This window comes from Nocardia sp. alder85J (genome assembly GCF_020176955.2).
Lineage (GTDB): Bacteria > Actinomycetota > Actinomycetes > Mycobacteriales > Mycobacteriaceae > Nocardia.
Genome location: NZ_JAIUCZ020000001.1, coordinates 403,347 through 428,486, shown reverse-complemented (window position 1 = coordinate 428,486; position 25,140 = coordinate 403,347). Strand labels below are relative to the sequence as shown.

Genomic DNA, 25,140 nt, shown 5'->3' with positions numbered 1-25,140 from the left:
GGCCGTCACGTTCGCGCGGCCAGCTCCGTCAGCAGTTCCAGCCGCTGCGCGGCAGGCCGTTTCGGGCAGCTGGTGCACATCTGGCAGCCCGGCACCTCGTAGACCAGGCAACACGAGATGCGGCGCACGAAACTGCGGCCGCCGACATCGGTGAAGCGCGGCACCGGCAGCTGGTCCGCGACCTCCGCGGCCAGCCGCACCCCCGCCTGCGCCGCCCCGGAGTCGATCGCCCGATTGCCGATGGCATCCGCGACGATCGCCCACAACGCGGGCACCCCCGCCCCGGACACCTCGGCGACCACCGGGACGATCCGGCCCAAGGTCTCCCGCAGCACCGCCCCCACGCTGTCCATCGCGGCGGATCCGTCTGCCGCGCAACCACTCTCGGCCGCGCCGCGCGCGGTCACCGCCGGATCCGGAAACACCCGTTCGATGCCACCGTCCGGCCGGACCTCACAGACCAGCTGCTCCAGCCGGGCAGCGGGTGCGGCCCGGCCCTCCGCGTAGGCGGCGGTGATCGGGTCGACGAGCGACGAGGCGGCCATACACCACCAGAGGGTGCCGGATACCCGCGAGTTCCCGGTCCCCCACGAGATGCCCATATCGGCGATCCGCTCCACCAGCCACTCCGGCCGGGTGAGCGCCACGCCGGGCACCAGGGTCTCGGACACCGCCGCCATCTCCATCCGACTCCGATCCATCGAAGGTGACTGTCACCAGGTCGCCTACCACCAGCCTGGCACGACCACACCCGCCCGAGCCAGGAATTTTCCGCCACAGCGGCGACGCCGCCCGGACACCGGCCGACCGCCGCCCAGCGTAGATCCCGCCCCCGACCCGGCCTCGCCGCCACGCCAGTACCAGTGTCCGAATCCAGCCGGTCGCCCTTCGACAGGAACACGACCGGCCTCCCCGATGCGACGGAAGGCGTGCCGCTCACCCGCTGCCACCGGCACGACCACCCGCCCGGCGCCCCGGCAGGCGCACGGGCGGGCGGGGTCCTACACCCGCGCGGGTTCCGGTGCGGGATCGGGGATTTCGGCGATTCCGGTGGGGGTGATGTGCAGGACCCGCGCGGTGGCGATGTCGAAGAACAGGCCCGAGACCTCCAGTTCGCGGGTCGTCGACGCGCGGCGGACGGTGGGGTGCCGGTACAGCGCCTCGACCTGTACGGCGACGTTCACCATGCTCAGTTGGTCGGCCTCGTGGAAGCCGGCGGCGGCCGCGGCGAGGGCGACGGGATGTCCGGCCCGATGGCGTTCGAGCGCCGGTTCGGCGTGCGCCAGCCAGTCGCCGAGGGCGCCCGGCGGCCGGGTACCGGCGAGCAGGGCCTGCATCGCCCCGCAGGCGGAGTGCCCGCAGACCACGATGTTGCGGACCGACAGCTTGTCGACGGCGAAGGTCAGCGCGGCCTCCACCGAGGTGTCGCGGCCGTCGGCGGGTACCAGATTGCCCACGTTGCGGACGGTGAACAGGTCACCGGGCCCGCTGGAGGTGATGACATTCGGCACGATCCGGGAATCGGCGCAGGTCAGGAAGAACGAATCCGGGTCCTGACCGTCGCGCAGGTCGTCGAGGTGCGGGCGGACCAGGTGCGCGTGGCCGCGGTGGTACTCGGCGACGCCGGTGGTGATGGTCGCGCCGTCGCCACCGCGTACCGCCGGCGGTCGCGCGCCGCGCGGTGCGAGCAGCCCGTCCAGCAGGCCGCGGGCCCGTCCGCGACGCGGCGGCCCGGCCAGTGCCCGGCTCATCCGCGCGGTGCCCAGCTCCACGAATTCCACTGTGCCACCGGTGCTCTCGTGCTGACGAGCCCAGTCGTGCAACGCCTCGGTCGCGGCGTGGTCGAGGAAGTCGACGGTCAGCTGCACCTGCGCGTCGGCACCCGCCGGCACCGCGGCCAGCCGGTAGGTCAGCCGGGGCAGCGCCAGGAAGGTGCAGGTCCCGTCGACGGTGACCAGCCAGCGTCCGGCCGGCCCGAGCGCGGCGGCGTGCACCTGCACCCGGACCACCCGCCACAGCAGCAGCGCGAACGCCAGCACCAGCCCGAGCAGCACGCCCTCGAGCAGGTTGAGGAACACCACGCCGAGAATCGTCGTCGCGTAGACGGCCAGATCGCCGGTGCGGCGCGCGGTCCGGATGTGCGCGAGTTTCACCAGCTGGATGCCGATCACGATGAGCAGCCCGGCCAGCGCGGCCTTCGGAATCTGTTCGACGACACCGACCAGCGCGACCGAGAACACCAGGATCCACACCCCGTGCAGCACCGCGGAGGCGCGGCTGCGGGCCCCGGCCTGCACATTGGTGGCGCTGCGCACGATCACACCGGTGACCGGCAGCCCGCCGAGCAGCCCGGAGGCAGTGTTCGCGACACCCTGGCCGATCAGCTCGCGGTCGAAGTCGGTGCGCGCGCCGCTGTGCATCTTGTCCACGGCCACCGCCGACAACAGGCTCTCGACGCTGGCGATCAGCGCGACGGTCAGCACCGCCATCAGCACGCCGTCCCAATCGCCGGCCGGCAGGTGCGGCAGGCCGATGGCGTCGAACAGCGACCCGTCGATCGCGATCCGGGCCGGATCGCCCGGGACGACCACCGCCAGCGCCGTGGCGACCAGCACCGCCACCAGCGGCCCCGGCACCGCGCGCACCGGCCCCGGCAGGTATCGCCAGGCGAGCATGATGCCGATCACGACGAGGCCGATCACCACGTCACCGCCGCGCAGCTCGAGCAGCTGCCCCGGCAGTTCGGTGAGGTTCTCCCAGGCCGAGCTGTGCGAGGCGCCGCCCAGCAGCACGTGCACCTGTTGCAGGGCGATGGTGACGCCGATGCCCGCCAGCATGGCGTGCACCACGACGGGTGCGATGGCCAGCGCCGAGCGCGCGATCCGGCTCAGCCCGAACACGATCTGGAGCAGTCCGGCCGCCACGGTGATGAAACAGGCTGTCTTCCAGCCGAATTCGTGGATGACCTCGGCGACCACCACGGTCAGCCCCGCGGCCGGTCCGGTGACCTGTAGCGGCGCGCCACCCAGCAGGCCCGACAGGATGCCGCCGACCGCGGCGGCGATCAGGCCCGCGGTGATCGGCGCATCGGAGGCCACCGCGATGCCCAGCGAAAGCGGTAGCGCGACAAGGAAAACCACGATGGAGGCCGGTAGATCGTAACGGATCAGCCCGGCGAAGCGGTCGGTCCGCACCGGCGGGCCCGCGGACGCGGGCCGGACGGTCGAGTCGGTGTCGGTGGACATATTTCTCCTTCACCGCACCGGCGGCACCGGTCACGGTCGGTCGAACATGTTCTCCAGGCATCGAGAGGCCGGCGGACTCCGGTGTCCGCGGGATCACCCGGACGTGCTCCGCAAGGCTAAATGTAAAGACTTAGCAAAGGCTGAGAAAGGAAGGTTCATTTCAACCCGCATCAGCGCCGGTCAGCGACCCGGAATCAATTTCTGTCATACGACAGAAACAAGGGCAATCCGGAAGTAACCACCGCCGCCCGAGACGAAACGAGCACGTCACCCACGGTGACCGCTTTCCGGGAGAAACTGTCGGTCGACAGGTTGCACACCACCGGACGCGACCCGATACCCGCCGACGACACCCCGGAGCGCACCGTGCAGAGATATCCGAAACAGCCTGCGATAAAGCGCTTTTCGGACATTCGGCCGAGCGGCGGACCCGACCGGCGCACCCATGCCCGGATCGTCCGGCCACGACCGGCCGGGTCACGGTCCGCCACCCGGGGCTCCGGATGCGTTGCGGCACTTCGGGCGACCAGCCGATGAGCACACCACCGGCCGGCGTTCCGTGCACCGGCAAGCCCGTGGCCTTGCCGGCCTGCACCGGCTTGTGGCATCGCAGCCTGCTGGCCACCGGCGAGATCCACGACACCAGCACCGATGTGCGCTGGCTCCAGGGCCGCACCCGATACGTGGATCTCCGCCGCCCGGCCTCGCGCCCCGATTTCACCGGCGTCCGCTGCGCCGCCGAACTCACTGCCGCACACCGTGATTGGCTGGCCACTCAGGACGGCTTCGCAGGCGCCGTCGAGCAGCGCGGCGACATCTTCCAATGGAACCGGACCGTCGAACTCACCCCGCCGGGCCCTCACCCCGACGCGGGCCGGATGTACTGGCAGGACGACATCCTGGTCGAGGTGGGCGTGCACGCCGACTATCTCGAACACTGGCAGCGGGAAACGACCCCCGGCCCGGTCTGGGCCCTCGAATTGTCCGGCCCCGCCGGTACTTCCGCCCTGCTGGTCCGCGCCGGAACCTACTTCGGCTGGGCCCGTGACGATCGGGAGAACCCGGTGGAGATCGCGCTGGGCCGCTGCGAGAACGATTGGACCATCACCGATTCCGCACTCCCCTATCGGGAATGGACGCCCCTGCACCCCCGATTGTCCGGAAACCTCCTCCGAACCAGCGAGATCGACCACACCGGCCGCCGGTCGACCCGCGAATGGACGGTCCGGGCGAGCGAAGGCGACCCGATCCTCTAGCGACGGCCCACGCCTCTGCGCCACCCCGTTGTCGCCGAGGCGATTTCGCGCCGCCCCGGCCGACGCACAGCGACCCCGCGCACAGCGACCCCGCGCACAGCGACCCCGCGCACAGCGACGCCCCGGGGATGGATCCCCGGGGCGTCGCCCGACTCGTCTCCGCCCGCCGTCATCGGAAGACCGGGCGTCCCGGCTACACCGGCAGCGCGGTGACCGGCCCCGTCGCATCGTCGATGTGGCCGATGCCCGAGGGCGTGATCTCCATGACGCGGGCACTGGAGATGTCGAAGAACAAGCCCGACAACACGACTCCGCGATCGAGCATCGCGCGCCGCACCACCGGATGCCGGCCCAGCGTCTCCAACTGCACCGCGACGTTCACCATGCCGAGCTGATCGACCTCGCCGTAGCCCGCGGCGGCCGCGGCGGTCACCACCGGATGCCCGTGCCGGTACTGCCGCAGGCTGGGCCGTCCGTGCGCGAGCCAGTCGTCGAGTCCCGGCCCGGTCACCCGCTCGTGGAACAGCGCGTCCATCGCCCCGCATCCGGAGTGCCCGCACACCACCACCGAGCGCACCGCCAGTTTGTCCAGGGCGTAGATGATCGCCGCCTCCACCGAGGTGTCGTGACCGTCGGCGGGCACCAGGTTGCCGATGTTGCGGATGGTGAACAGATCACCGGGGCCGCTGCTGGTGATCACGTTCGGCACGATCCGGGAATCGGCGCAGGTGAGGAACAACGCGTCCGGATTCTGCCCGTCCCGCAGTTCCCCCAGATGCGGCCGCACCACATGGGCGTGGCTGCGGTGGTAGGCGGCGATACCGGCCACCACCGGATCGATCGGCGGGGTGCGCCGCCACGGCCCGAGCACGTCGTCGAGCACCCGCCGGGCATGACCGTGACCACGCGCGGGCGGGCCACCGGCCAGATCCGCCATCCGCACCGCACCCATCTCGACCAGTTCGACCGAACCGCCGAGTTCCCGATGCCGCTGCATCCAGTCGTACAGGGCGTCGGAGGCGGCGTGGTCGATGAAATCCACGGTCATCTCCACGGTGACGTCGGCGCTGTCGGGCACCCGCGCCAATTCCGCGGCCAGTCGCGGCACCGCGAGGAAGGTGCAGGAGCCGTCGACGCTGACCAGCCACCGCTCGCCGACACCGGGCACCGGGGCGGCCACGATGACCACCCGCACCACCCGCCACAGCAGCAGCGCGAAGGCCAGCGCCAGTCCGACCAGCATGCCGATCAGCAGATTCGCGAACACCACCACACCCACCGTGACCGCGTACACGAACAGGTCGCCGGCGCGCCGGGCCAGCCGGATGTGGGCCAGCTTGATCAGGCTCAGGCCGATGACGATCAGCAGTCCGGCCAGCGCGGCCTGCGGGATCTGCTGCACGACGTCGACCAGGGCGACCGCGAACACCAGCACCCACACACCGGCGAGCATGGTGGACGCCTTGCTGCGCGCCCCGGCCTTGACGTTGGTGATGCTGCGCACGATGACCGCGGCCACCGGCAACCCGCCCACCAGCCCGGCGACCATGTTGGCGACGCCGTGCCCGACCAGTTCGCGGTCCATGTCGGTGCGGCGGCCCGGCTGCATCCGGTCGACCGCGACCGCCGACAACAGCGTCTCGACGCTGGCGATGAGGGCGATGGTCACCATCGCCAGCACCGCGCCGCCCCAGCCGCCGGTGGGCAGCGACGGCAGTGTCACATCGTGGAACAGGCTGCCCGCCAGGTAGATTCGCTCCACACCGGCCGGCACGACCATGGCCAGCCCGGTGGCCACGACCACCGCGACCAGTGGCGCCGGCACCATCCGCAGCATCGGCGGCAGATATCGCCAGCCGAGCAGGATCGCGATGACGACCGCGCCGACGAGCGCGTCGCCGCCGTGCACGGACATCAGCTGGCGCGGCAGATCGACGATGCTGGACCACGACGAGCTGTGCGACTCACCGCCGAGCAGCACGTGCATCTGCTGCAACGCGATAGTGACGCCGATACCGGCGAGCATGCCGTGCACCACCACCGGCGCGATGGCCAGCGCGCCGCGCGCGATCCGGCTCAGCCCGAACAACACTTGCAGTAACCCTGCCCCCATGGTGATGAAACAGGTTGCCGCCCAACCGAATTGATCGATGCTCTGCGCGACGATCACGGTGAGGCTGGCAGTCGGCCCGCTGACCTGTAGCGCCGAGCCGCCGAGCAGCCCGGCCACCAGGCCGCCGACGACAGCCGCGAGCAACCCGGCCGCTACCGGCGCCCCCGCGGCCACGGCTATGCCGATGGACAACGGTAGCGCGACGAGGAAAACCACCACGGACGCGGGCAGATCGTGCCGGAGCACGGTCGAGAACCCGGGAAACAACGTCCGGCGGGCCGGATCGGTGTCGGTAGACATATTTCTCCTTCGCCGAACCTCTCGGTTCGGTTCATCGGTGGAACATGTACAGGCATCGAGGCTTGTGGCCGACACGAGTGTAAAGAACCCGCAAAGAATTTGGAAAGTCTTTCGGAGAGCTTCGCACACACTGGCGCTGATTTGTGACGTACATCACACTGGTGATGATACACGGGGGCCGCCGTACCCGGCAGGGAGCCCTGCCCGGCACGACGGCCCGGTGCGATCAGCCGCGCCGATCCCGGCGCCGCGAGGTACGACTACGCGGAATCGTCTGCCACACAGGTGAACTGCATGACATCGATGCTGCCGTGACGGAAGTAGTGCGCACACCCGGTCAGGTAGCGCATGTAGGTGTCGTAGGTCGCCTCACCACACAGCTCGATCGCCTCCGCGCGCCGATCGGACAGCGCGGCGGACCAGTGATCCAGCGTCTTCGCGTAATGCGGTTGCAGTGCGTGGATCCGCTCCACCTCGAACCCGGCGCCCTCGGCGAAATCCTTCACGCCGGGGAAACCGGACTTCCACGGGAACGGCAACTGCCCGCCGGGGAAGATGACATCCCGGATGAACCGGAAGAACGCGATATCGTCGCGGGTGACCTTCAGCCCCATCTCACGCCCGTAGCTGAACGGGTACAACACGATGGTGTGCAGCAGCATTCGGCCCTGCGGCGGCAGCGCCGCGCGCGCGAAGGTGAAGAAGTCCGCATGCCGCTCGTGCCGGAAGTGCTCGAAGGCGCCGATGGAGACGATCCGATCGACGCTGCCGTCGAACTCCTCCCAGCCCTGCAACCGCACCTCGGCGCGATCGGTGTACCCACGCTGTGCCAGCAGCCCGGTCACGTACTCGTGCTGGTTGCGGCTCAACGTCAGGCCGATGACCGAGAGGTCCGGATTGGTGTCCAGCGCGCGCAACATCGTCGATCCCCAGCCGCAGCCCACGTCCAGCAGGGTCATCCCCGGTCCCAGGTGCAACTTGCCCAGCGCCAGGTCGATTTTGGCGATCTGCGCCTGCTCCAGGGTGTAGTCGTCCTGTTCGAAATAGGCGCAGCTGTAGGTCCGCGTCGGATCGAGGAACAGGGCGAAGAAGTCGTCGGACAGGTCGTAATGAGACTGGACGTCAGCATAGAAGGGCGTTTGGGTCATGCAGGCTCCTGTCGGAATACATGGACATCGGATCGATACGCGCAACAGCGACACCACGGCTGGCGGACCTGGTCCGCACCGAGCGCCAGCATTCAATCAGCACACCGCTGCCCGCAACCCCCGACACGCCGCCCCCGTCAACCCCACGACAACGCGCCCAGTACCCCCAGGTGGGAAGTCGACGCCGCCTCGTGCAGCCACTGCATCCATTCGTCGATCGCCGTCAGCACCTCCGGCTCCACCTCGGCGCGCTGCTCCGCCGTCGCCGCCCGCCACTGCCACCACGCCTGCCGGCAGTCCTCGTTGGCCCAGGGCGTCCCGCAGGTCAGGTCGTTCGCGTAGATCGCGTCGACCCCCAGACCGGCGAGCCCCTCCCCGATCCGCTCCAGCCGTGCGTGCTCGACATCGGCGAGCCAGCGCCCGTCGAACATCCCCATGATCGTCTCGAAGGCGCTGTTGTGCGCATCCGCCCACGGATAACTGCCCGGATCCTCCAGGATCAACATTCGCACCGCATCGAACTCGCCGACCTCGCCCGCCGCGCGCTCCGCCGCGTCCGCCACGAAGTCGTCCTTGTGCCGTCCGATGATTCGCTCGAGCAGTTCCTCGTCGCCGGATCCGATCGACCCGATCACCCGGTCGACATCGGTGAGGCACACGCGAACGAAACCATTCATGCGCCGCATCGTAGACAGCCCCACCGTCATCGCGCCGGGAACAGCCTCACGGCGCACTGGTCGCCGGTGGCGCCGAATACTGTTCGAAAGGGTTTCCCAGCCAGGTCTCGCCGTATTCGTCCTCAGGATCGGTCATCAACTCGGCCTTCAGCTCCGACGAGCTCATCCGCTCGTCGACCGTGAGCCAGATCCGCGCCGTGGGCGCGTAGACATCGGCGCTCACACCGGCCTCCCCGTGCAGATACGCGGCGGCCGTCCGCGCTGCCGAGCCGCCCGGATACGCCGAACTGCCGGCCAGCAGCACGATCGACCGCTCGTCGGTTTCCGCGACCGCCGCCTGAAAGTGCTTGTCCTGAGCGAGGATCCGACCGAAGGTGGTGCCGTCGACCTGCACCGTCGAACGCTTGCGCCACGGCCCGACCCCCTTGGAGATGGTGACGTCGAAGGTGTCCGGGTCGCTGTCGGCGTGCACGTAGAGCGGAGGTTTCGCGCCCGGCCGCCGCCACATCGTGTCCCAGGTGTCCGCGTGATACCACCGGCCACGGCCCCGCACGCGATACTCCATGTCCAGCAGACGATCACCGCGGCGGAATTTCGCACGCGTCCACTGTCGCGCGAGTTCGGCGCGATCCCCGTCCGCATAGGTCACTCCGATGACATTGCCGCGGGCATCCTTCAATTCCCGGCTGCCCACCTGTTCCGGCCGGAAGCGAACCTCGGTGCCGGTCGCGTCGAGCCCCGACAGCCGATCGTCCGGCTTGATCCGCTGTTTCGGCATTGCGACGGTGGTACGCAGATCCTCGGACGGAATGGGATTGCCGGGCGCGGGAATTCCCTGCGCGACGCGGAGATCCTGTTGCGCGACACCGTCGACGACCTGCCCGCCGGCCACCTCCGCCCGGTCCACCGATGCGGCGGCGTGCGACAGATCCGTACCGGCCTGCCCGTATCGATCGGCCATGGCCCGAGCCAGTTTTCCGTACCGCCCGGCCATCGCCTCGCCTGCGGCGGAGATCGCCGCACTCGCCTCGGAGAACTCTCCGTCCACATCCCCGCCCACCGGCCCCGACGACAGTTGCGCCTGCGCATGCTACCCAGCCACCCCGGCCTTCCCCGCCCTGGAACGCCCGGGACCCGAACGGATCAGGCGAGTTTCCGGCACGGCGGGAGGTCGTACCTCCGACGGTCCGCGGTGCCGCGGCGGGGGCGAGCCGTCATCGGCCCGCTCCGCGGGAGCCCGGCCAGGAACCGGCTACCGGCGGCACGAGCGCGACGGGCGCCCGGCCGGTCGGCATCGGTTCCGCGGGCAGGCTGGGAAACCGCCGCCGCAGCGCGCTCAACTGGCGATGGATTTCGCGCATTTCCTCGTGCAACGCGTTCAGCTCCTCTTGCAGCAGTTCGGCTTCGGCGAGCAGCGCGATCTGGAACACCCGCGCCTGTTCCAGCTGCCCCCGTTCGGCCCGGACCCGGGCGGTGGCCTCCTCGTCGGCAGCGGCCGAGTCGCCCGCCAGGATCCGGGGACGGCAGACATGAGGCCGCGCGACCATCGAGTCGTCGCCGAATTCGTCCATGACAGCACCGATCCTTCGTCGTGGTGCGCTGACCTGCCGAATCATGTTGCGCCCCCTCACGATACGACCGCATCGAGAACGGGCGCGACATTCGCCGCCGGCGGCAGTCCGGCCAATCGCCGCGGCGCGAGCAGTTCCGCGACCCGGTCACGGTCGAGCAGGCCCTCCGCCACCACGATCTCCGCGACGGAACGCCCGCTGCGCAGCGCCTGTTTCGCCACCCGCGCGCAGGCCGCGTAGCCGAGATAGGGTGCGAGCGCGGTGACCAGCCCCGCCGATCGGTGCACCTCCTCGGCGAGATGATCACGATTGGCGGTGATTCCGTCGACGCAGCCGGCGGCCAGGGTGTCCGCCGCCGCGGTCAGATGACTCAGGGTCCGCAGCAGGCTGTACGCGATGATCGGCTCGAAGGCGTTGAGCTGCAACTGACCTCCCTCGGCGGCCAGGGTCACCGTCAGGTCGTTGCCGATCGCCTCGAACGCGACCTGGTTGACCAGTTCCGGCACCACCGGATTCACCTTGCCCGGCATGATCGACGAGCCGGCCTGCGCAGCAGGCAGATTGATCGCGCCCAGACCGGCCGCCGGCCCGGACGCCAGCAGCCGCCGATCGTTGCAGATCTTCGACAGCTCGACCGCGACCCGCTTGATCAGGCCCGAGATCTGCACGAAATCACCGCAATTCGAGGTCGCCGCGATCCGGTCGGCGGCCGGCGCCACCGGTTCGCCGGTGATCTCCCGCAGATACCGGCACGCCAGTGCCGGGTAGTCGGGATGACCGTTGATGCCGGTGCCGATCGCGGTGCCGCCCAGATTGCATTCCAGCAGCGCGAGCGCACCCTCGGCCAGCCGGTCCCGGTTCTCGCGCACGGTGGTCGCGTACGCGGCGAACTCCTGGCCGAGGGTCATCGGCACGGCGTCCTGGAGTTGGGTGCGGCCCATCTTGATCACGTCCGCGAAGGCGTCGGCCCGGCCGGCGAAGGATCGGGCCAGGCCGTCGAGGCTCGCGGTCAGCTCCCGGATGTGGGCCACCAGGGCGAGCCGGACGGCGGTGGGATAGACGTCGTTGGTCGACTGACCGAGGTTGACGTGCGTGATCGGATCGATCTCGGTGTACGCGCCGCGCGGGTGGCCGAGGATCTCCAGTGCCCGATTGGCGATCACCTCGTTGGCGTTCATGTTCGAGGAGGTGCCGGCCCCGCCCTGGATCGGGTCGACCGGGAACTGGTCGAGGAACCGGCCCACCCGCAGTTCGGCGCAGGCCGTGGCGATGGCGTCGGCCCGCCGGTCGTCCAACCGGCCCAGTACCCGATTCGCTTCGCACGCGGCCATTTTCACCGACGCCAGGGCGGAGACGAGGGCGGGATACTGCCCGATGGTGGTGCCGGTGATCCGGAAGTTCGCCACCGCGCGGGCGGTGTGCACACCGTAGTAGGCGTCCGCCGGCACGGGTAGTTCGCCGAGCGAATCGCGTTCGATTCGATGGTCGTCGATCATGGGAGGACTCCAGCTTCTTCTGTATGGGATGCGAGGGCGTGGTCAATACCACGAGCGCGGGCGGACCGTATTGGCCCGGTCCACCAGCGCGAATCGGGCCAGCGTGTCGGGCGTCGCCCGCGCCACCGCGCGCAGCGCCGACTCCAGTCCGCGGCGCAGATCCGGTTCCGCGTAGGCGCAGCCGAGGATGGTGTCCGTCGGCCGCTGCGGGCGGCCGCCGGCCAGGAACCAGTGCAGCGCACTGTCCAGGACCACCGAGCACAGTTCCAGGACCCGGGCTTCCCGGGCCAGATCGGTGAGGCGGGCCGCCGCCTCGTCCAGCCGGTCCTGGGTCAGATCCGCCGCCGGCCGCGCGGCCAGCAGCAGGCTGATCGTCATCCGCGCCCGGTCGTAGGCGCTCGACCGGACCGGCACCCGGCGCAGGGTGGCGATCGCGGCCTCGCGGTCGCCCGCGGCGAGCAGTCGCCGGGCCAGCCCGAATCCGGCGCTCACGATGGTGCGATCGGATTGCCACACCGCCCGGTAGTGTTCGGTGGCGATGTCGAACCACCGGTCCCGATCGCCGGGATCGGCGGCGTCCCCGAGCAATTCGGCGGTCGCCGCGAGCGCCAGCAGCGGCGCGGTCTCCCCCGGCAGCATGGCGTTCACCACCTCGAACCGGCGCTGGGCCACGTCGAGCGCCGCCGAGGTCAGCGCGGTCAGACCGGCGAACCATTCGAACCGCCAGTCGCCGCCCCACTGACCACCCGAATCGGCCGACGCGGCCGCCGGGACGGGCAGCGCGGCCGCGACCGCCGCCGCGGTCAGTTGTGGCCGGCCGCCGCCGGATTCGGCCGAGCGCAGGGTGCGCAGCATCAGGTCGACGCCGAAATCGGACTGCCGCGGCTCGGCGAAGACCGCCGAGATCCGTGGCTGATCGCTTTCGGTCAACTGCACCACCATCATTCGCAACACCCCGGTCAACTGCCCGATCAGAGCTCGGATGGAAGGGAAGCGCGCCGCCGGATCGGGATGTGTCGCACGGCGCAGCAATTTCGAGAAGGCCGGATACTCCGACTCGGCGATCCGGTCGCGGGGCGCGCCCGGCGGCCGGGTCAGGGCCGCGAGCGTCCGGCCGATGGTGTAGATGTCGGTGGCCACGGTCGGGCCCGTGCGCGCGATCTCCGGCGCCTGGAATCCCGGTGTCCCGTAGAGGAATCCACCGGAGTTCACGGCGGCGACCGCGCCGAGGTCGATGAGTTTGACCTCGTCCGGGCTCACCATGATGTTGTCCGGCTTCAGATCGTTGTAGGCCAGGCCCAGCGAATGCAGATAGTCCAGTGCGGGCAGGACTTTCAGCAGGTAGCTGATCGCCTCGGCCGGGGTCAGCGGCGCGCCCCGCTGGTCGAGCACCCCGGCCAGCGACCGCCCGGCCACGTACTCCATCACGATGTAGCCGCAGCCGGTGCCCGCCGCGTCGCGGTGGGTGACGAAGTTGAAGATCTTGACGATGGCCGGATGCACCACCTCGGACAGGAACTGCCGCTCCGCCAGCGCCGCGATGTGCGCCTCGAGGTCACCGGGATTGCGCAACCCCTTCAGCACCACCGGACGCCCGCCCACCCGGCGGTCCCGGGCGAGGTAGATCCAGCCCACCCCGCCGTAGGCCAGGCAGCCCCGGACCTCGTACTGCCCCGCGACCAGATCACCGGAGGCGAGATCGGGACCGAAACTGTATCGCGTGCCGCAGTGTTCGCAGGCCCCCCGCAGCGCGGCGGCCGATCCGCCACCGCGTCCGACCGGCCGGCTACAGCTCCAGCAGAATCTCTTGTGTTCGGGCACTTCACATTTCGCCAGCAGCATGGCTTCCGGGTCCTCATCCCGCTCGATCGCCTCGCGCTCAGTGAATTCGTTCATGCTCGACACACCGTTCTGACTCGACGGCGGGGGCGCCGCGCGACCACACCGAGCGGTACGGTCGCGCGGCATTGGCCGATCCTGGATCGAAACTCGCCGTCGTGCAACAGGAGTCGGCCGGCCCCTCATCGCACCGGGCGCTCTCGGCCCGCCGCGAGTGCCACGACCCGGCGGCGGGCCAGGAACCAGCCCCCCACCATCATCGGCAGTATCACCACAACCATCGAGATCAGCGCACCGCGCTGGGTGCTGTCCTTGCCGAAGGCCATGATGCCGAGCACCACCACCAGGAAGATCAGCGCCGCGATACTGGTGTACGGGGCACCCATCAGGCGGAACGACGGCCGCTCGACCTTGCCCTGCTTCGCCAGGTGCCACAACTTCAACTGGCACAGCAGGATCGCGCCCCACGCGGCGATGGTGCCCAGCGCCGACATGTTCAGCACGATCTCGAACGCCTTGGCCGGCACCACCGCGTTGAGCCCGACCCCGGCCAGCGCGACCGTGGCGGTGGCGAGGATGCCGATGTACGGCACCCCACCCTTCGACATCCGCGAAGCGATCGCCGGCGCACTGCCGTTGACCGACATCGAGCGCAGGATCCGCCCGGTCGAGTACAGTCCCGCGTTCAGGCTGGAGAACGCCGCGGTGAGCACGATCAGGTTCATCACCGAACCGGCGCCGTGCACACCGAGCCGCGAGAAGAACGTGACGAACGGGCTGGTACCGGACTTGAACGCGGTGTAGGGCAGCAACATCGACAGCAGCACCAGCGAACCCACGTAGAACAGCGCGATCCGCGCGATCACCGAATTGATCGCCCGCGGCATGATCTTCTCCGGGTTCTCCGCCTCACCGGCGGCGGTGCCGACGAGTTCGACTGCGGCATAGGCGAAGACGACACCGGTCGTGGTCAGCACCAGGGGCAGCACCCCGTGCGGGAACAGCCCGCCGTGCGTGGAGATCACGCTCGGCCCGGTGACCTCACCGGCGATCTTGAAGCGCCCCACCAGGAAAACGATGCCGATGACCAGGAACGCGACCAGCGCGACCACCTTGATCAGCGCGGCCCAGAACTCCATCTCACCGAACCACTTGACCGACACCATGTTGATGGCGACCACGATCACCAGCGCGATCAGCGCGATCGTCCACTGCGGGATGACCTTCGTCGCCCCCCAGAAGTGCACATAGGTCGCGATCGCGGTGATGTCGACGATCCCGGTCATGCACCAGTGGAAGAAATACATCCAGCCCACGCCGAAAGCCATCTTCTCCCCGTAGAATTCCCGGGAATAGGACACGAACGAGCCGGAGGACGGACGGTGCAGCACCAGTTCTCCCAGCGCGCGCAATATGAAGAACACGAAGATCCCGCAGACCGCGTAGGTCAGGAACAGTCCCGCGCCGGCGTCCTTCAGCCGGGCGCCCGCGCCGAGGAACAGGCCGGTGCCGATCGCGCCGCCGACGGCGATCATCTGCAACTGCCGGGGGCGCAACGCCTTGTGATACCCGGCGTCCTCGTCGAATGTCACCGCGGGAGCGTCCTGGCTCCGCGGCGGTTTCACAGTGGTCATGGGGTGGTCTTCCTTCGGTGAACGGTGGAACATGCCATTGATTGATGTTATTTACCGTCATTTGACGGCAGATAGCAAGAGCTGCGTGAAGCTGTAACGTCGCCGAAACCTGGCCCCGGCCCACGGTGCTCGTCTGTGGTTTGCTGGGGGACATGAGTGTGGAAGACGAACTGACGATCGCCGAGTTGGCCGAACAGGCCGGAATGACGGTTCGCACGCTGCGCGACTACCACGAGCGCGGCCTCCTCCCACCCGCGAAGATGAAGGGCCGCACCGGTTTCTACAGCGCCGAGCACCTCGATCGGGTCCGTATCGTGACCCGGCTGCTCGACCGTGGCATCACGCTGAACGGAGTGCGGAGCCTGCTCGAGGCGTGGGACCGCGGCGAGGACCTCGCCGACATCCTCGGCGTATCCGCGGCTACCACACCGCCCCCGCCGCAGGCGCTCTCGGCCACCGCCACCGTCCCCGCCGCCGAACTCGCCGAGCGGTTCCGCGGCGTGCCGGACGGCCTGGCCGCCGCGGTGGCCGCCGGACTGTACGAGCCGGTCGACGAAAACACGTACCGGCCAGGCGATCCCGCGCTCATCGAGCTGTTCGACCAGCTGGTGGCCGATGGTTTGCCGATCGATCGCGCGCTCGACGAGATCGAGATGCTGCGCACCGATTGCGACCACATTGCCCGGCAGTTCACCGACCTGTTCGTCCGCACGGCCTTGCGGTCGTACCGGCGATCCGCGCGATCGGAGCGCGACATCGACAGGCTGGCCGGAGAACTGGCCGTCGCACGGGCCCGCCCGAGCGCCGTGGCGACGGGGTTGATCGACCGCATGGTGGACAGCTACCTCCGGTCCGCGGTCAGCCGTGATCTCCCGGGCGTCCTGCCCGACCGGTGACTACCGGCACGGCCGGCGACCACCGGGCCGATGCGGCCGCGCTCCGGGTGAGGCCGGCCCGCCCGGGATTCAGGCGCCGCTCTGCGTGCCCAGCAGGGCGGCGAGCTGCGCGCGGGTGCTGACATCCAGCTTGGGGAAGATCCGGTACAGGTGCGACCCCACCGTGCGGTGCGACAGGTACAGTCGCGCGCCGATCTCCTTGTTGGACAGCCCTTCCGCCGCCAGCCGGGCGATCTGGAGCTCCTGGGCCGTCAGCGAGGCCAGCCCCGCGGCCTGCCCGGCGGCGGACTGACTGCGCACCCCCGCCGCGCGCAGCTCCGACCGGGTCGTCTCGGCCCAGCGGCGGGCCCCGATCAGGTCGAAGGTGAGCTGCGCCGAATGCAGCGAGCGGCGGGCCTCGCCGACCCGGCGCTGCCGCCGCAGCCACTGCCCGAAGGCCAGTTCCAGCCGGGCCCGCAGCCACGGCCAGCGGGTCAGGTCCGCGCTGAGCGCGGCGAGGAAGGCCTCCTCCGCCTCGTCTTCGGGGGCCAGCACCGCCCGCGCGTAGTCGAGCTGCCGGACCAGGATCGGCGACCGGACCGTGCGGGCCTCCACCTCCAGCTCGGCGATCACCTCGCGGGCCTCGTCGATCAGCCCGGCGTACGCGGCGGCCTCGGCGAGAAAGCTGACGCCGTGGAACCGTTCGTGCATGTGGAAGGCCGCGTCGTCCGGGTCGAACAGCCGCCGCAGCGCGCGGTAGGCGTTCTCGTGCCGACCGGCGCTCATATGGGCGAAGCCACGGGCGAGCTGGGCCAGCGCCAGCAGGTTGCTGAGCCGCCGACCCGCCGCCGACCGCTCCGCGTCGGCCGCGATCGCCTCCGCCTGGTCGTGGTCACCGCGCAATGCCAGCAACATCGCGTACAGCGCCTGCGAGCTGGCGTCCCAGATCGCCTGCCCGGTGTCCACCGCCAGCCGCCGGCCCTCCTCGCTGGCCGCCCAGGCGTGCTCCCAGTCCCCGATCTCCATGCTGTCGATCACGCTCATCGTCAGCACCTGCGACAGCAGGCCCAGTCGGCCCTGCTGGCGCAGCACGGTCTCGGAGCGGCCCAGGAAGTCGACCGACAGCAGCGGATCGGCGATCGCCGCGGCCGCCATCCCGTAGAGCCACAGGTCGGCCGGGTCGGTGATGTTCTCCAGCCGCACCCGGGCCAGGCGGTCCGCCACCGTCCGGTACTCGCCGAGCGGATCCGCGATGCTGAAGATGGCCGTGAGCTGGGCGTTCTCGGGCGAGCACTCGATGCGGCGGGCCACCTCACAGACCCGGCCCCGGGCCGCCGGACCGGTGTCGGACCACCAGCAGCGCAACCCGGCCGCCTGCAACAGGTTCAGCGCGAGCGCGGAATCACCCGCGTCGATCGCCTGTTGCGCCGCCTCGCACAGCCGGAACACGTGCTCGGCGTCGCCGGGCACGCCGTCGTGGAAGATCTCCCGCAGCCACTGCATCCGGACCTGGTCCAGCCGGTCCAGCGTGGTCCGGCCGGCCCGCTCCAGCAACTGGTCGACCAGGTCGGCGCGGCCGAGGCCGAAGGCGTGCTCGGCGGCCAGCATCAGCCGCCGCCCGCGCGTGGCCGAATCGGTGCTGAGCTCGGCGGACCGCTCCAGCGCCCAGATGACCTCCGCCGCCGAACCGCGGCGCAGCGGGATCGTGTGCGCCCGTTCCATCTCGTCGGCGATCTCGTCGTCCTGCCCGCCGATGGACTGCGCGCGATGCCAGGTCCGGCGGTACGGCTCGCCGGTGAGCACCTCGGCCAGCGCGGCATGGGCCGCCTGTTTCCGGATGACCGACTCCTTGTTCACGATGGCCGCGCGGACCAGCGGATGCCGGAAGTGCAGGTGGAAGTCGTCGAACCGGACCAGACCGGCCGCCACCGCCGGTTCCAGCGCCGCGACGTGCACCTCCTGTGCGGCCAGGATGGTGGTACCCGCGATGATCTCCCGGAGGTCCTCGGCGTCGTCGACGGCCGCGATCAGCAGGGCGTCCTGGCAGCGCGGCGGCAGATCGCCCAGCCGCGCGGCGAAGGCCCGCTCCAGCCGCGCGGTCAGTGGCAGCGAATGCGGCGGCTGCTCCCCGTACTCGGCCGCCAGCCGGCTCGCCGAGCGCAGCGCCAGCGGCAGTTCGGTGAGCGCCAGCGGATTCCCGGCCGCCTCCAGCAGGATCCGCTGCCGGTCGGCGTAGCCGAGGTCGGCGGCGTGCCGGTCCAGCAGTTCGAGGGCGTCCTGCTCGGCGAGCCGGCCGAGGGTCAACTGCGGCAGTTCCGCGGCGGCGAAGGCGATGTCGTGCCCAGCGCGGACCACACCGATCAGGACGCAGGGGTCGCTGCCGAGCCGGCGCGCGACGAAGCCGAGGACGTCCTGGGTGGGCCCGTCGAGCCATTGCACGTCGTCGACGACGATGAGCAGCGGCCGCCGCGCCGACACATCCGTCAGCACGTTCAGGGTCGCCAGCGCGATCATGAACAACTCCGGCGGACCGCCGGCGGCCACGGCCGGGCGCATCCCGAACGCCGAGTGCAGCGCGTCCCGCTGCGGCGCCGGCAGCGCGTCGGTCTCGGCCAGGATCGGCCGCAGCAGCTGGTGCAGGCCCGCGAACGGGAGGTGGGCCTCCGCCTCGATGCCGGCGACCGACAGTACGGTGGCGCCGGCGTCCCGCCCGTGGGCGGCCGCGGCGCGCAGCAGCGACGTCTTCCCGATCCCGGGATCGCCGACGACGACGATCGCCGCGCCCTCGCTCGTCACCCGATCGATGTGATCGGCGAGAACTCGTAACTCCCGGTCCCGCCCTACCAGCCCCGACGCCTCCGGCACGCTAGGAACCGCTCACAGCCGCCTCGAGCTCGGCTCGAGCGCGATCGGACCAGGGTCCGGCGCCGATGCGATCGAGCTCCGCGACGGCCGCCCGTAGCGCCGTCACTGCCTCCGCGCGCCGACCGAGCCGCCGCAGCCGGCCACCGTAGGCCAGGTTCGCGCACGCCGCGGACCAGGGCAGACCGGTGAAATCCTGGCCGACCATGGCCGCGTGGAGCGAATCGGCGGTGACATCGGCTGCGAGCACAGCGCGAGCATAACGGAGATTCACCACCAGCAGCGGCGACGGAGTCACGGCGGCCACCTGCGACAACTCCGCCACGAGGGCATTCGCGTCGGCCTGCTGGCCCGCCTCGACCGCCGCCGCCGCGAGAAACATCACAGCGCCGAAGCATTCGCGCTGATGGAAGCTGGGGTCGTCGGCGCGGAACGCTCGTGCCAGTTCCCGGTACGCCTGCGCGTACCGTCCCTCGGCCCACAGCGCGGCCCCCTTGGCCAGTTGCGCTATCGACAGCAGCTGGTTCAGCCGTTGCCGGCTCGCCGTCGCCTCCACCTCGGCGGCATAGCTGAGCGCCCGGTCGGTGTCGCCCCGGAACGCGCTGCTCAGCGCGTCACAGGCGAGCGCCCCCGTCCGCCAGATCGGCTGACCGGTCTCCTTCGCCAGCCGCTCCCCCTCACCCGCCGCGGCCTGCGCGCCGTCCCAGTCACCGGTGTGCAGCCGGTTGACGACGCACAACGAGAGCACCTGCGACAGCAGCGCCAGCCGGCCCTGGCTGCGCAGCAACGTCTCCGCCCGGCCGAGGAACGCCAGGCTGCGGACGGGATCGCCGATCGCGGTGGCGGCGATGCCGAAAACCCGCAGGGCGTCGCCGTCGGTGATCGCGCCGGGGTCGATCTCCGACAGCAGGTCGATCACGGCCCGGCACTCGACCACCGGCCCGGCCAGCGCGAGCGTGGCCACATAGCGGTGGTCGTGGGTGAGGTCCACCCCGCCGGCCGGGGACTTCACGGTGGCCAGCACATCGGCACGCGCGTCCGGCCCGGTATCGGCCCACCAGCACCGCAACGCCGCCCCGAACAGCAGGTTCAGCGCCAGGTCGTGGTCGCCGGCCGCACTGGCCTGCCGCGCCACCGCACAGAGCTGCGACACCCGAGCGGCGTCGCCGGGCACCCCGTCGTGGAAGATCTCGCGCAGCCACTGCGCCCGCGCCCAGTCCAGTTCGGGCAGATCGCACCGCTCCGCGGCCGTGACCAGCAGCCCCACCTGGTCCTGCCGGCCCACGCTGAACGCGTGCTCCGCGGCCACCAGCAGCCGATGCCCCCGATGCGCCGAGGAGGTGGTGAGCTGCGCGGATCGCTGGAGCAGCCCGATCGCCGACATCGCCGCCCCCCGGCCCAGGGCCAGCGCCGCGCTCGCCTCCAGTTCGTCGGCGATCTCGTCGTCGGGCCCGACGATCGACTGCCCCCGGTGCCAGGCCCGCCGGTACGGATCGGCCGCCAGCACCGCCGCGACGGCGGCGTTGGCGGCATGCCTGCGCTCCAGCGGCTCGGCCTGGAGTACCCCCGAGCGCACCAGCGGATGACGCAGCATCAGCCGCCCCCGCTCCACCCGCACCAGCCCGACCGCCACCGCCGGCTCCAGCACGTCGGCCGCGACCGGCGCGCCGCGCAGCACCGCCATGGCCGCGAGGATTTCCGCCAGGTCGTCCACCGGATCCACGGCCGCGATCAGCAACGCGTCCCGGGCCGCCGAATCCAGTTCGGCCACCCGGGTCCCGAACGCCCGCTCCAGCCTGGCCGTCAGCGGCCACTCCTGCGCCTCCGGATAGGCCGCCCCGGCGAGCGTCTGCGGCAACTCGAGCAGCGCCAGCGGATTGCCCTGGGCCTGATCCCGGATGCGACGCCGGTCCGACACCCCGGACACACCGGCCATGCTGCGCAGGATCTCCTCGGCGGCGTCCCCGTCCACGCTGGAGACCTCCAGCCGCGGCAGCCCGGCGGCGACGAACGGCCCCGGATACCCGTTGCGGACCGCCCCGACGACGGCGATCCGCAGCGGCGCGCGACGGTGTGCGATGAAGGTGAGCACCTCCTGGCTCTGCGCGTCCAGCCACTGCACATCGTCGACCAGGATGGCCACCGGCTGCTCGGCGGCGGCCGCGCCGAGCAGTTCCACCGCCGCCAGCGCGACGCCGTAGATGTCCGGCCGCTCGCCCTCGGCCAGGCCGAACGCGGTCAACAACGCCTGGCTGCGCTGATCCGGCTCCCCGGCCCCCGGCCGCAGCAGCGGCCGCAGCACCTGATGCAGCCCCGCGTAGGGAAGCTGCGCCTCGGACTGCACGCCGGCGGCCGCGAGCACCCGGAACCCCCGGCCCCGCGCGATCCCCCGGGTGGCCTGGAGCAACGCCGTCTTGCCGATACCCGGATCCCCGAGTAACACGAGACACTGGCCCGCACCCCCCGCGGGCACCTGGCTGAGCATCTCGGTCAAAGCCCGGACTTCCCTCTCCCGGCCGAACAATTGGCTGGTCACCCCGACAACGTAGCCCGCGGCGGCGACCGCACCAATGCGTCGAACGACTGTCCGTCCACCGGCCGGGGCACTGCCGGGCCCGGCATTCTCGTGTCCGGCCGAAGCCGTTGTGCACCGACGGGTTGTTCCGCAGACCGTGCGGAGCAATCTCCCGAAAAGCTACCACCGGACTATATTCCGATGGTAGAAATCTTCGAGCGGCACGGAACGGAGGCACCGATGGGCGACGCAGTGCGTCTGGCTACGATCTACGACGTCGCGGACGCGGCGGGCGTCTCACCGTCGACGGTGTCACGAGCCTTCTCCCGGCCGGGTCTGGTCAGCACGAATACCGCGGAGCGGATCAGGACGGTGGCCGCGGACCTCGGGTATCGGGCGCATTCTCCCGCGGGCGAGCACCGCAGGACCCGGGCCGGCACCATAGCGCTGGTCGTGCCGGACGCGACCAATCCCTGGTACGCGAGCATGATGCGCGGCTTCGAGGCCGCCGCGACCCATGCCGGTTATACGACGTTGCTGGCGGACACGCGCGAATCGCGGGACACCGAGCGCGCGACGATCGAACGGGTGCTGCCGAACGTGGACGGAATCATCCTGGCCGGTTCGCGAATGAGCGATCGGGCGATACGGACGGTGGCGAAACAGCGACCGACCGTGCTGCTGAACCGGATCGCCTCGGGCAACCACTGCGTCGTGCCCGACACCGTCGCCGGCGCCCGTGACGCCATGGCCCATCTGCGCAGCCTGGGCCATGCCACGGTGACCTATGCCGGCGGGCCCGAACAGTCCTGGGACGACGGAGCGCGGTGGCGAGCGATCCTCCGGCTCGGGCCCGAACTCGACCTCGCCGGCACTCGGATCGGCCCGTTCCCGCCGACCGTGGCCGGCGGGCTCGCCGCCGCGGCGGATATCGAACGTCTCCGGCCGACCGCGGTCATCACCTACAACGATCTGCTCGCGATCGGCCTCCTGCGGGGCCTGACGGCCGCGGGCCTGTCGGTGCCCGCGCAGATCAGCGTCATCGGATTCGACAACGTGTTCGCCGGTGAACTGTGCCACCCGGCGCTGACCACCGTCGCGACGCCCCTGCGGCGCATGGGGATCACCGCGTTTCGGCAGCTGTATCGACTGATGCGCGGCGAAACAGTCAGTCCCGCAAGGCATTTCATGGTACCCGACACCCGGTTGATCGTGCGCGAGTCCACCGGGCCCAGCAGGACGCCCGGCACACCGCCGCGCTGATCCGGTACGGGCCCCACCCGCCCCGCCGGTGCGCCGGCACAGACGAAAGGGTCACCATGGCAGAGCTGTTCGGCGCCGCGATGATCACCGCGGACACGGACCGGGACTGTGCGCCGCTGCTGCGCAGGGAATTCGATCTCGACACCGGGCACGGCGAGGTGACCGGCGCCGTCCTGTTCGGCACCGCGCTCGGACTGTGCGAGCTGGTCCTCAACGGCGAACCCGTCACCGACGATGTGCTCACACCGGGCTGGAGCAGCTACGAGTGGCGCGTGCGCTACGCCCGATGGGAGGTCACCGGCCTGGTCGCCGAACACAATGTGCTCGGCATCCGGGTCGGAAACGGCTGGTATGCCGGGCATCTCGGATTCTTCGGCGGCCGCGCGCTCTACGGTGCGACCCGGTGCGCACTGGCCGAACTGCGAATCACCTTCGCGGACGGCCACATCCAGACCATCGGCACCGGCGCCGACTGGCAGTCGGGCCCCAGCGCCGTACTCGCGGACGATCTCTACCATGGCCAGACGATCGACGCGCGCCTGATCGACGACACCTGGACCCGGGCCGGCGCGGATCTCCCCGGATGGACCGGGGTGCGCGTCGTCGAGTTCGACCACGAGCGCCTCACCCCGTACCTGGGACCACCGGTGACTCGCCAGGAAGACATCGTCCCACAACGGATCTGGACCGCACCCTCGGGCACGATCCTGGTCGATTTCGGGCAGAACCTCGTCGGATGGATCCGGATGCGGGTCCGCGGCCGAGCCGGCGAGCAGCTCCGGCTCCGGCACGCCGAGGTCCTCGAACACGGTGAACTCGCCGTCCGTCCGCTGCGCACGGCCCGGGCCACCGACACCTTCGTCCTCAGCGGCGGCGACGACACCTTCGAGCCGACGTTCACCTTCCACGGATTCCGCTACCTCGAGGTCGCCGGATGGACCGGGACGACCGACGCGCTCGGCGACGCGATTCGCGCGGTCGTGATCGGTTCCCGCCTGGACCGCATCGGCGCCTTCGAATGCTCCGACCCGCTGCTGAATCGGCTGCACTCGAACATCGTGTGGAGTATGCGCGGCAACTTCGTCGACCTGCCCACCGATTGCCCGCAACGCGACGAGCGGCTGGGGTGGACCGGTGACATCGCGGTGTTCGCCGAGACCGCCGCCTACCTGTACGACGTCGACCTGTTCCTCCGGGACTGGCTGCTGGATCTGGCGGCCGAGCAGCGGCATGCCGGCGGACAGGTTCCGGTGGTGGTTCCCGACTGCCTCAAATTCCTGGACATGGCATCGCTGCGACCCTCGCCCGGCGCCGATTCCGGCGCGGCGCCGGTGGTGGCCTTGTGGAACGACGCCGTCTGCTGGGTGCCGTGGGCCGTGTGGGAGGCTTACGGTGATCTGGAAGTGCTTCGCCGACAGTATGATTCGACATCGCCCTATGCACGGCGTATCGCCGCCGCCCTGTCCGAGCGCGGATTGCTGGAAAGCGGTACCCAGCTCGGTGATTGGCTCGATCCCACCGCGCCGCCGGATACGCCGCAGCACTCGAAGGCCGACCCGTACGTGGTCGCCACCGCCTGCGTGTACCGATCCGCGCGGATCGCCGCGCAGGCGGCACACCTGCTCGGGCACCCCGGCGACGCCGCGGAGTTCACCGGGCTCGCCGACCGGATCCGGTTGGCGTTCACCATGTTCCATGTCAGCGACGGCCGGATCACCAGCGACGCGACCTCGGTCTACGCCCTGGCCATCTGCCTCGGGCTGCTCGATGCCGCCGACCGCGTATCCGCCGGTGACCGTCTGGCCGAGCTGACCGCCGCCGCGGGCCACCACATCACCACCGGATTCGCCGGCACCCCGTTCATCCTGCGCGCGCTCACCGAGACCGGCCATCGGGACACGGCGTATCGGCTGCTGCGGCAACAGGATTGCCCGTCCTGGCTGTATCCGGTCACCATGGGTGCGACCACGATGTGGGAACGCTGGGACTCGATGCTGCCGGACGGCACCGTCAACCCGGGCGAGATGACCAGCTTCAATCACTACGCCTTCGGCGCCGTCGGCGCCTGGCTGCACAGTGTCGTCGGCGGTCTCGGCGCCCTCGAACCCGGCTACCGCACGATCCTCGTCGCTCCGCGGCCCGGCGGTGACATCACCTGGGCCCGTGCCGAACTGCGGACCCCGCACGGCCGCGCCGAGGTCCGGTGGGAGCTCGACGGCGGCACGCTGTCGGTGACCGCCACCATCCCCGAAGGAACGACCGCGGTGGTCCGCCTCCCCGGCCGCGACGAGGTCACGGTGTCCGCCGGGCAGCACCGATTCACCGCGTGACAACGATGACGAGCAG

The 25,140-nt window shown here is 70.5% G+C and carries 16 protein-coding genes; 4 read left to right on the top strand and 12 right to left on the bottom strand.

Going from position 1 to position 25,140, the window contains the following annotated elements; all coding sequences use genetic code 11:
• Window positions 1-5: 5 nt before the first annotated feature.
• Complete coding sequence (locus tag LBW94_RS01985) at window positions 6-701, bottom strand: (2Fe-2S)-binding protein (protein WP_225061792.1); 696 nt, start codon at window positions 699-701, stop codon at window positions 6-8.
• Window positions 702-1,001: 300 nt separating this feature from the next.
• Window positions 1,002-3,245 (bottom strand): SulP family inorganic anion transporter, encoded by a 2,244-nt coding sequence (locus LBW94_RS01980; RefSeq protein WP_225061793.1) that lies wholly within the window; start codon window positions 3,243-3,245, stop codon window positions 1,002-1,004.
• Between the two features lie 533 nt (window positions 3,246-3,778).
• Between LBW94_RS01980 and LBW94_RS01975 the strand changes: the two genes are divergently transcribed.
• Complete coding sequence (locus tag LBW94_RS01975; RefSeq protein ID WP_225061794.1) at window positions 3,779-4,501, top strand: hypothetical protein; 723 nt, start codon at window positions 3,779-3,781, stop codon at window positions 4,499-4,501.
• Between the two features lie 193 nt (window positions 4,502-4,694).
• Here the strand turns inward: LBW94_RS01975 and LBW94_RS01970 are convergent, their stop codons facing one another.
• From LBW94_RS01970 to LBW94_RS01935, 8 genes are all read right to left on the bottom strand, one after another.
• On the bottom strand, window positions 4,695-6,914 hold the full coding sequence (locus LBW94_RS01970) for a SulP family inorganic anion transporter (RefSeq protein WP_225061795.1): 2,220 nt from the start codon (window positions 6,912-6,914) through the stop codon (window positions 4,695-4,697).
• 260 nt (window positions 6,915-7,174) lie between these two features.
• Window positions 7,175-8,062: a cyclopropane mycolic acid synthase family methyltransferase gene (locus LBW94_RS01965; RefSeq protein WP_225061796.1), complete on the bottom strand. Its 888-nt coding sequence runs from the start codon at window positions 8,060-8,062 to the stop codon at window positions 7,175-7,177.
• Window positions 8,063-8,199: 137 nt separating this feature from the next.
• A complete protein-coding gene (locus LBW94_RS01960; RefSeq protein WP_225061797.1) occupies window positions 8,200-8,739 on the bottom strand; it encodes a hypothetical protein in 540 nt (179 codons plus the stop codon).
• Between the two features lie 46 nt (window positions 8,740-8,785).
• The gene (locus LBW94_RS01955; protein ID WP_225061798.1) at window positions 8,786-9,799 is read right to left on the bottom strand and encodes a hypothetical protein; all 1,014 of its coding nucleotides are present in this window, start codon (window positions 9,797-9,799) and stop codon (window positions 8,786-8,788) included.
• 154 nt (window positions 9,800-9,953) lie between these two features.
• The gene (locus LBW94_RS01950; RefSeq protein WP_225061799.1) at window positions 9,954-10,310 is read right to left on the bottom strand and encodes a hypothetical protein; all 357 of its coding nucleotides are present in this window, start codon (window positions 10,308-10,310) and stop codon (window positions 9,954-9,956) included.
• Window positions 10,311-10,366: 56 nt separating this feature from the next.
• On the bottom strand, window positions 10,367-11,806 hold the full coding sequence (locus tag LBW94_RS01945; protein ID WP_225061800.1) for an aspartate ammonia-lyase: 1,440 nt from the start codon (window positions 11,804-11,806) through the stop codon (window positions 10,367-10,369).
• Between the two features lie 42 nt (window positions 11,807-11,848).
• Complete coding sequence (locus LBW94_RS01940; protein WP_225061801.1) at window positions 11,849-13,702, bottom strand: serine/threonine-protein kinase; 1,854 nt, start codon at window positions 13,700-13,702, stop codon at window positions 11,849-11,851.
• A 125-nt stretch (window positions 13,703-13,827) separates the two neighbouring features.
• On the bottom strand, window positions 13,828-15,279 hold the full coding sequence (locus LBW94_RS01935) for an amino acid permease (RefSeq protein WP_225061802.1): 1,452 nt from the start codon (window positions 15,277-15,279) through the stop codon (window positions 13,828-13,830).
• Window positions 15,280-15,431: 152 nt separating this feature from the next.
• Between LBW94_RS01935 and LBW94_RS01930 the strand changes: the two genes are divergently transcribed.
• Entirely contained in the window at window positions 15,432-16,175 is a 744-nt protein-coding gene (locus LBW94_RS01930; RefSeq protein WP_225061803.1) for a MerR family transcriptional regulator, read from the top strand.
• Between the two features lie 69 nt (window positions 16,176-16,244).
• Here LBW94_RS01930 and LBW94_RS01925 read toward each other — a convergent pair whose 3' ends face one another.
• Together LBW94_RS01925 and LBW94_RS01920 are read right to left on the bottom strand one after the other, a co-directional pair.
• Complete coding sequence (locus LBW94_RS01925; protein WP_225061804.1) at window positions 16,245-19,019, bottom strand: AAA family ATPase; 2,775 nt, start codon at window positions 19,017-19,019, stop codon at window positions 16,245-16,247.
• Window position 19,020: 1 nt separating this feature from the next.
• Window positions 19,021-21,552 carry an ATP-binding protein gene (locus tag LBW94_RS01920; protein WP_225061805.1) on the bottom strand — a complete coding sequence of 844 codons (2,532 nt, stop codon included), beginning with the start codon at window positions 21,550-21,552 and terminating at the stop codon, window positions 19,021-19,023.
• Window positions 21,553-21,771: 219 nt separating this feature from the next.
• Between LBW94_RS01920 and LBW94_RS01915 the strand changes: the two genes are divergently transcribed.
• Both LBW94_RS01915 and LBW94_RS01910 read left to right on the top strand, forming a co-directional pair.
• Window positions 21,772-22,794 carry a LacI family DNA-binding transcriptional regulator gene (locus LBW94_RS01915; protein ID WP_225061806.1) on the top strand — a complete coding sequence of 341 codons (1,023 nt, stop codon included), beginning with the start codon at window positions 21,772-21,774 and terminating at the stop codon, window positions 22,792-22,794.
• Between the two features lie 56 nt (window positions 22,795-22,850).
• Window positions 22,851-25,124, top strand: coding sequence for a family 78 glycoside hydrolase catalytic domain (locus LBW94_RS01910; protein WP_225061807.1), 2,274 nt, complete (start codon window positions 22,851-22,853; stop codon window positions 25,122-25,124).
• Window positions 25,125-25,140: the final 16 nt, after the last annotated feature.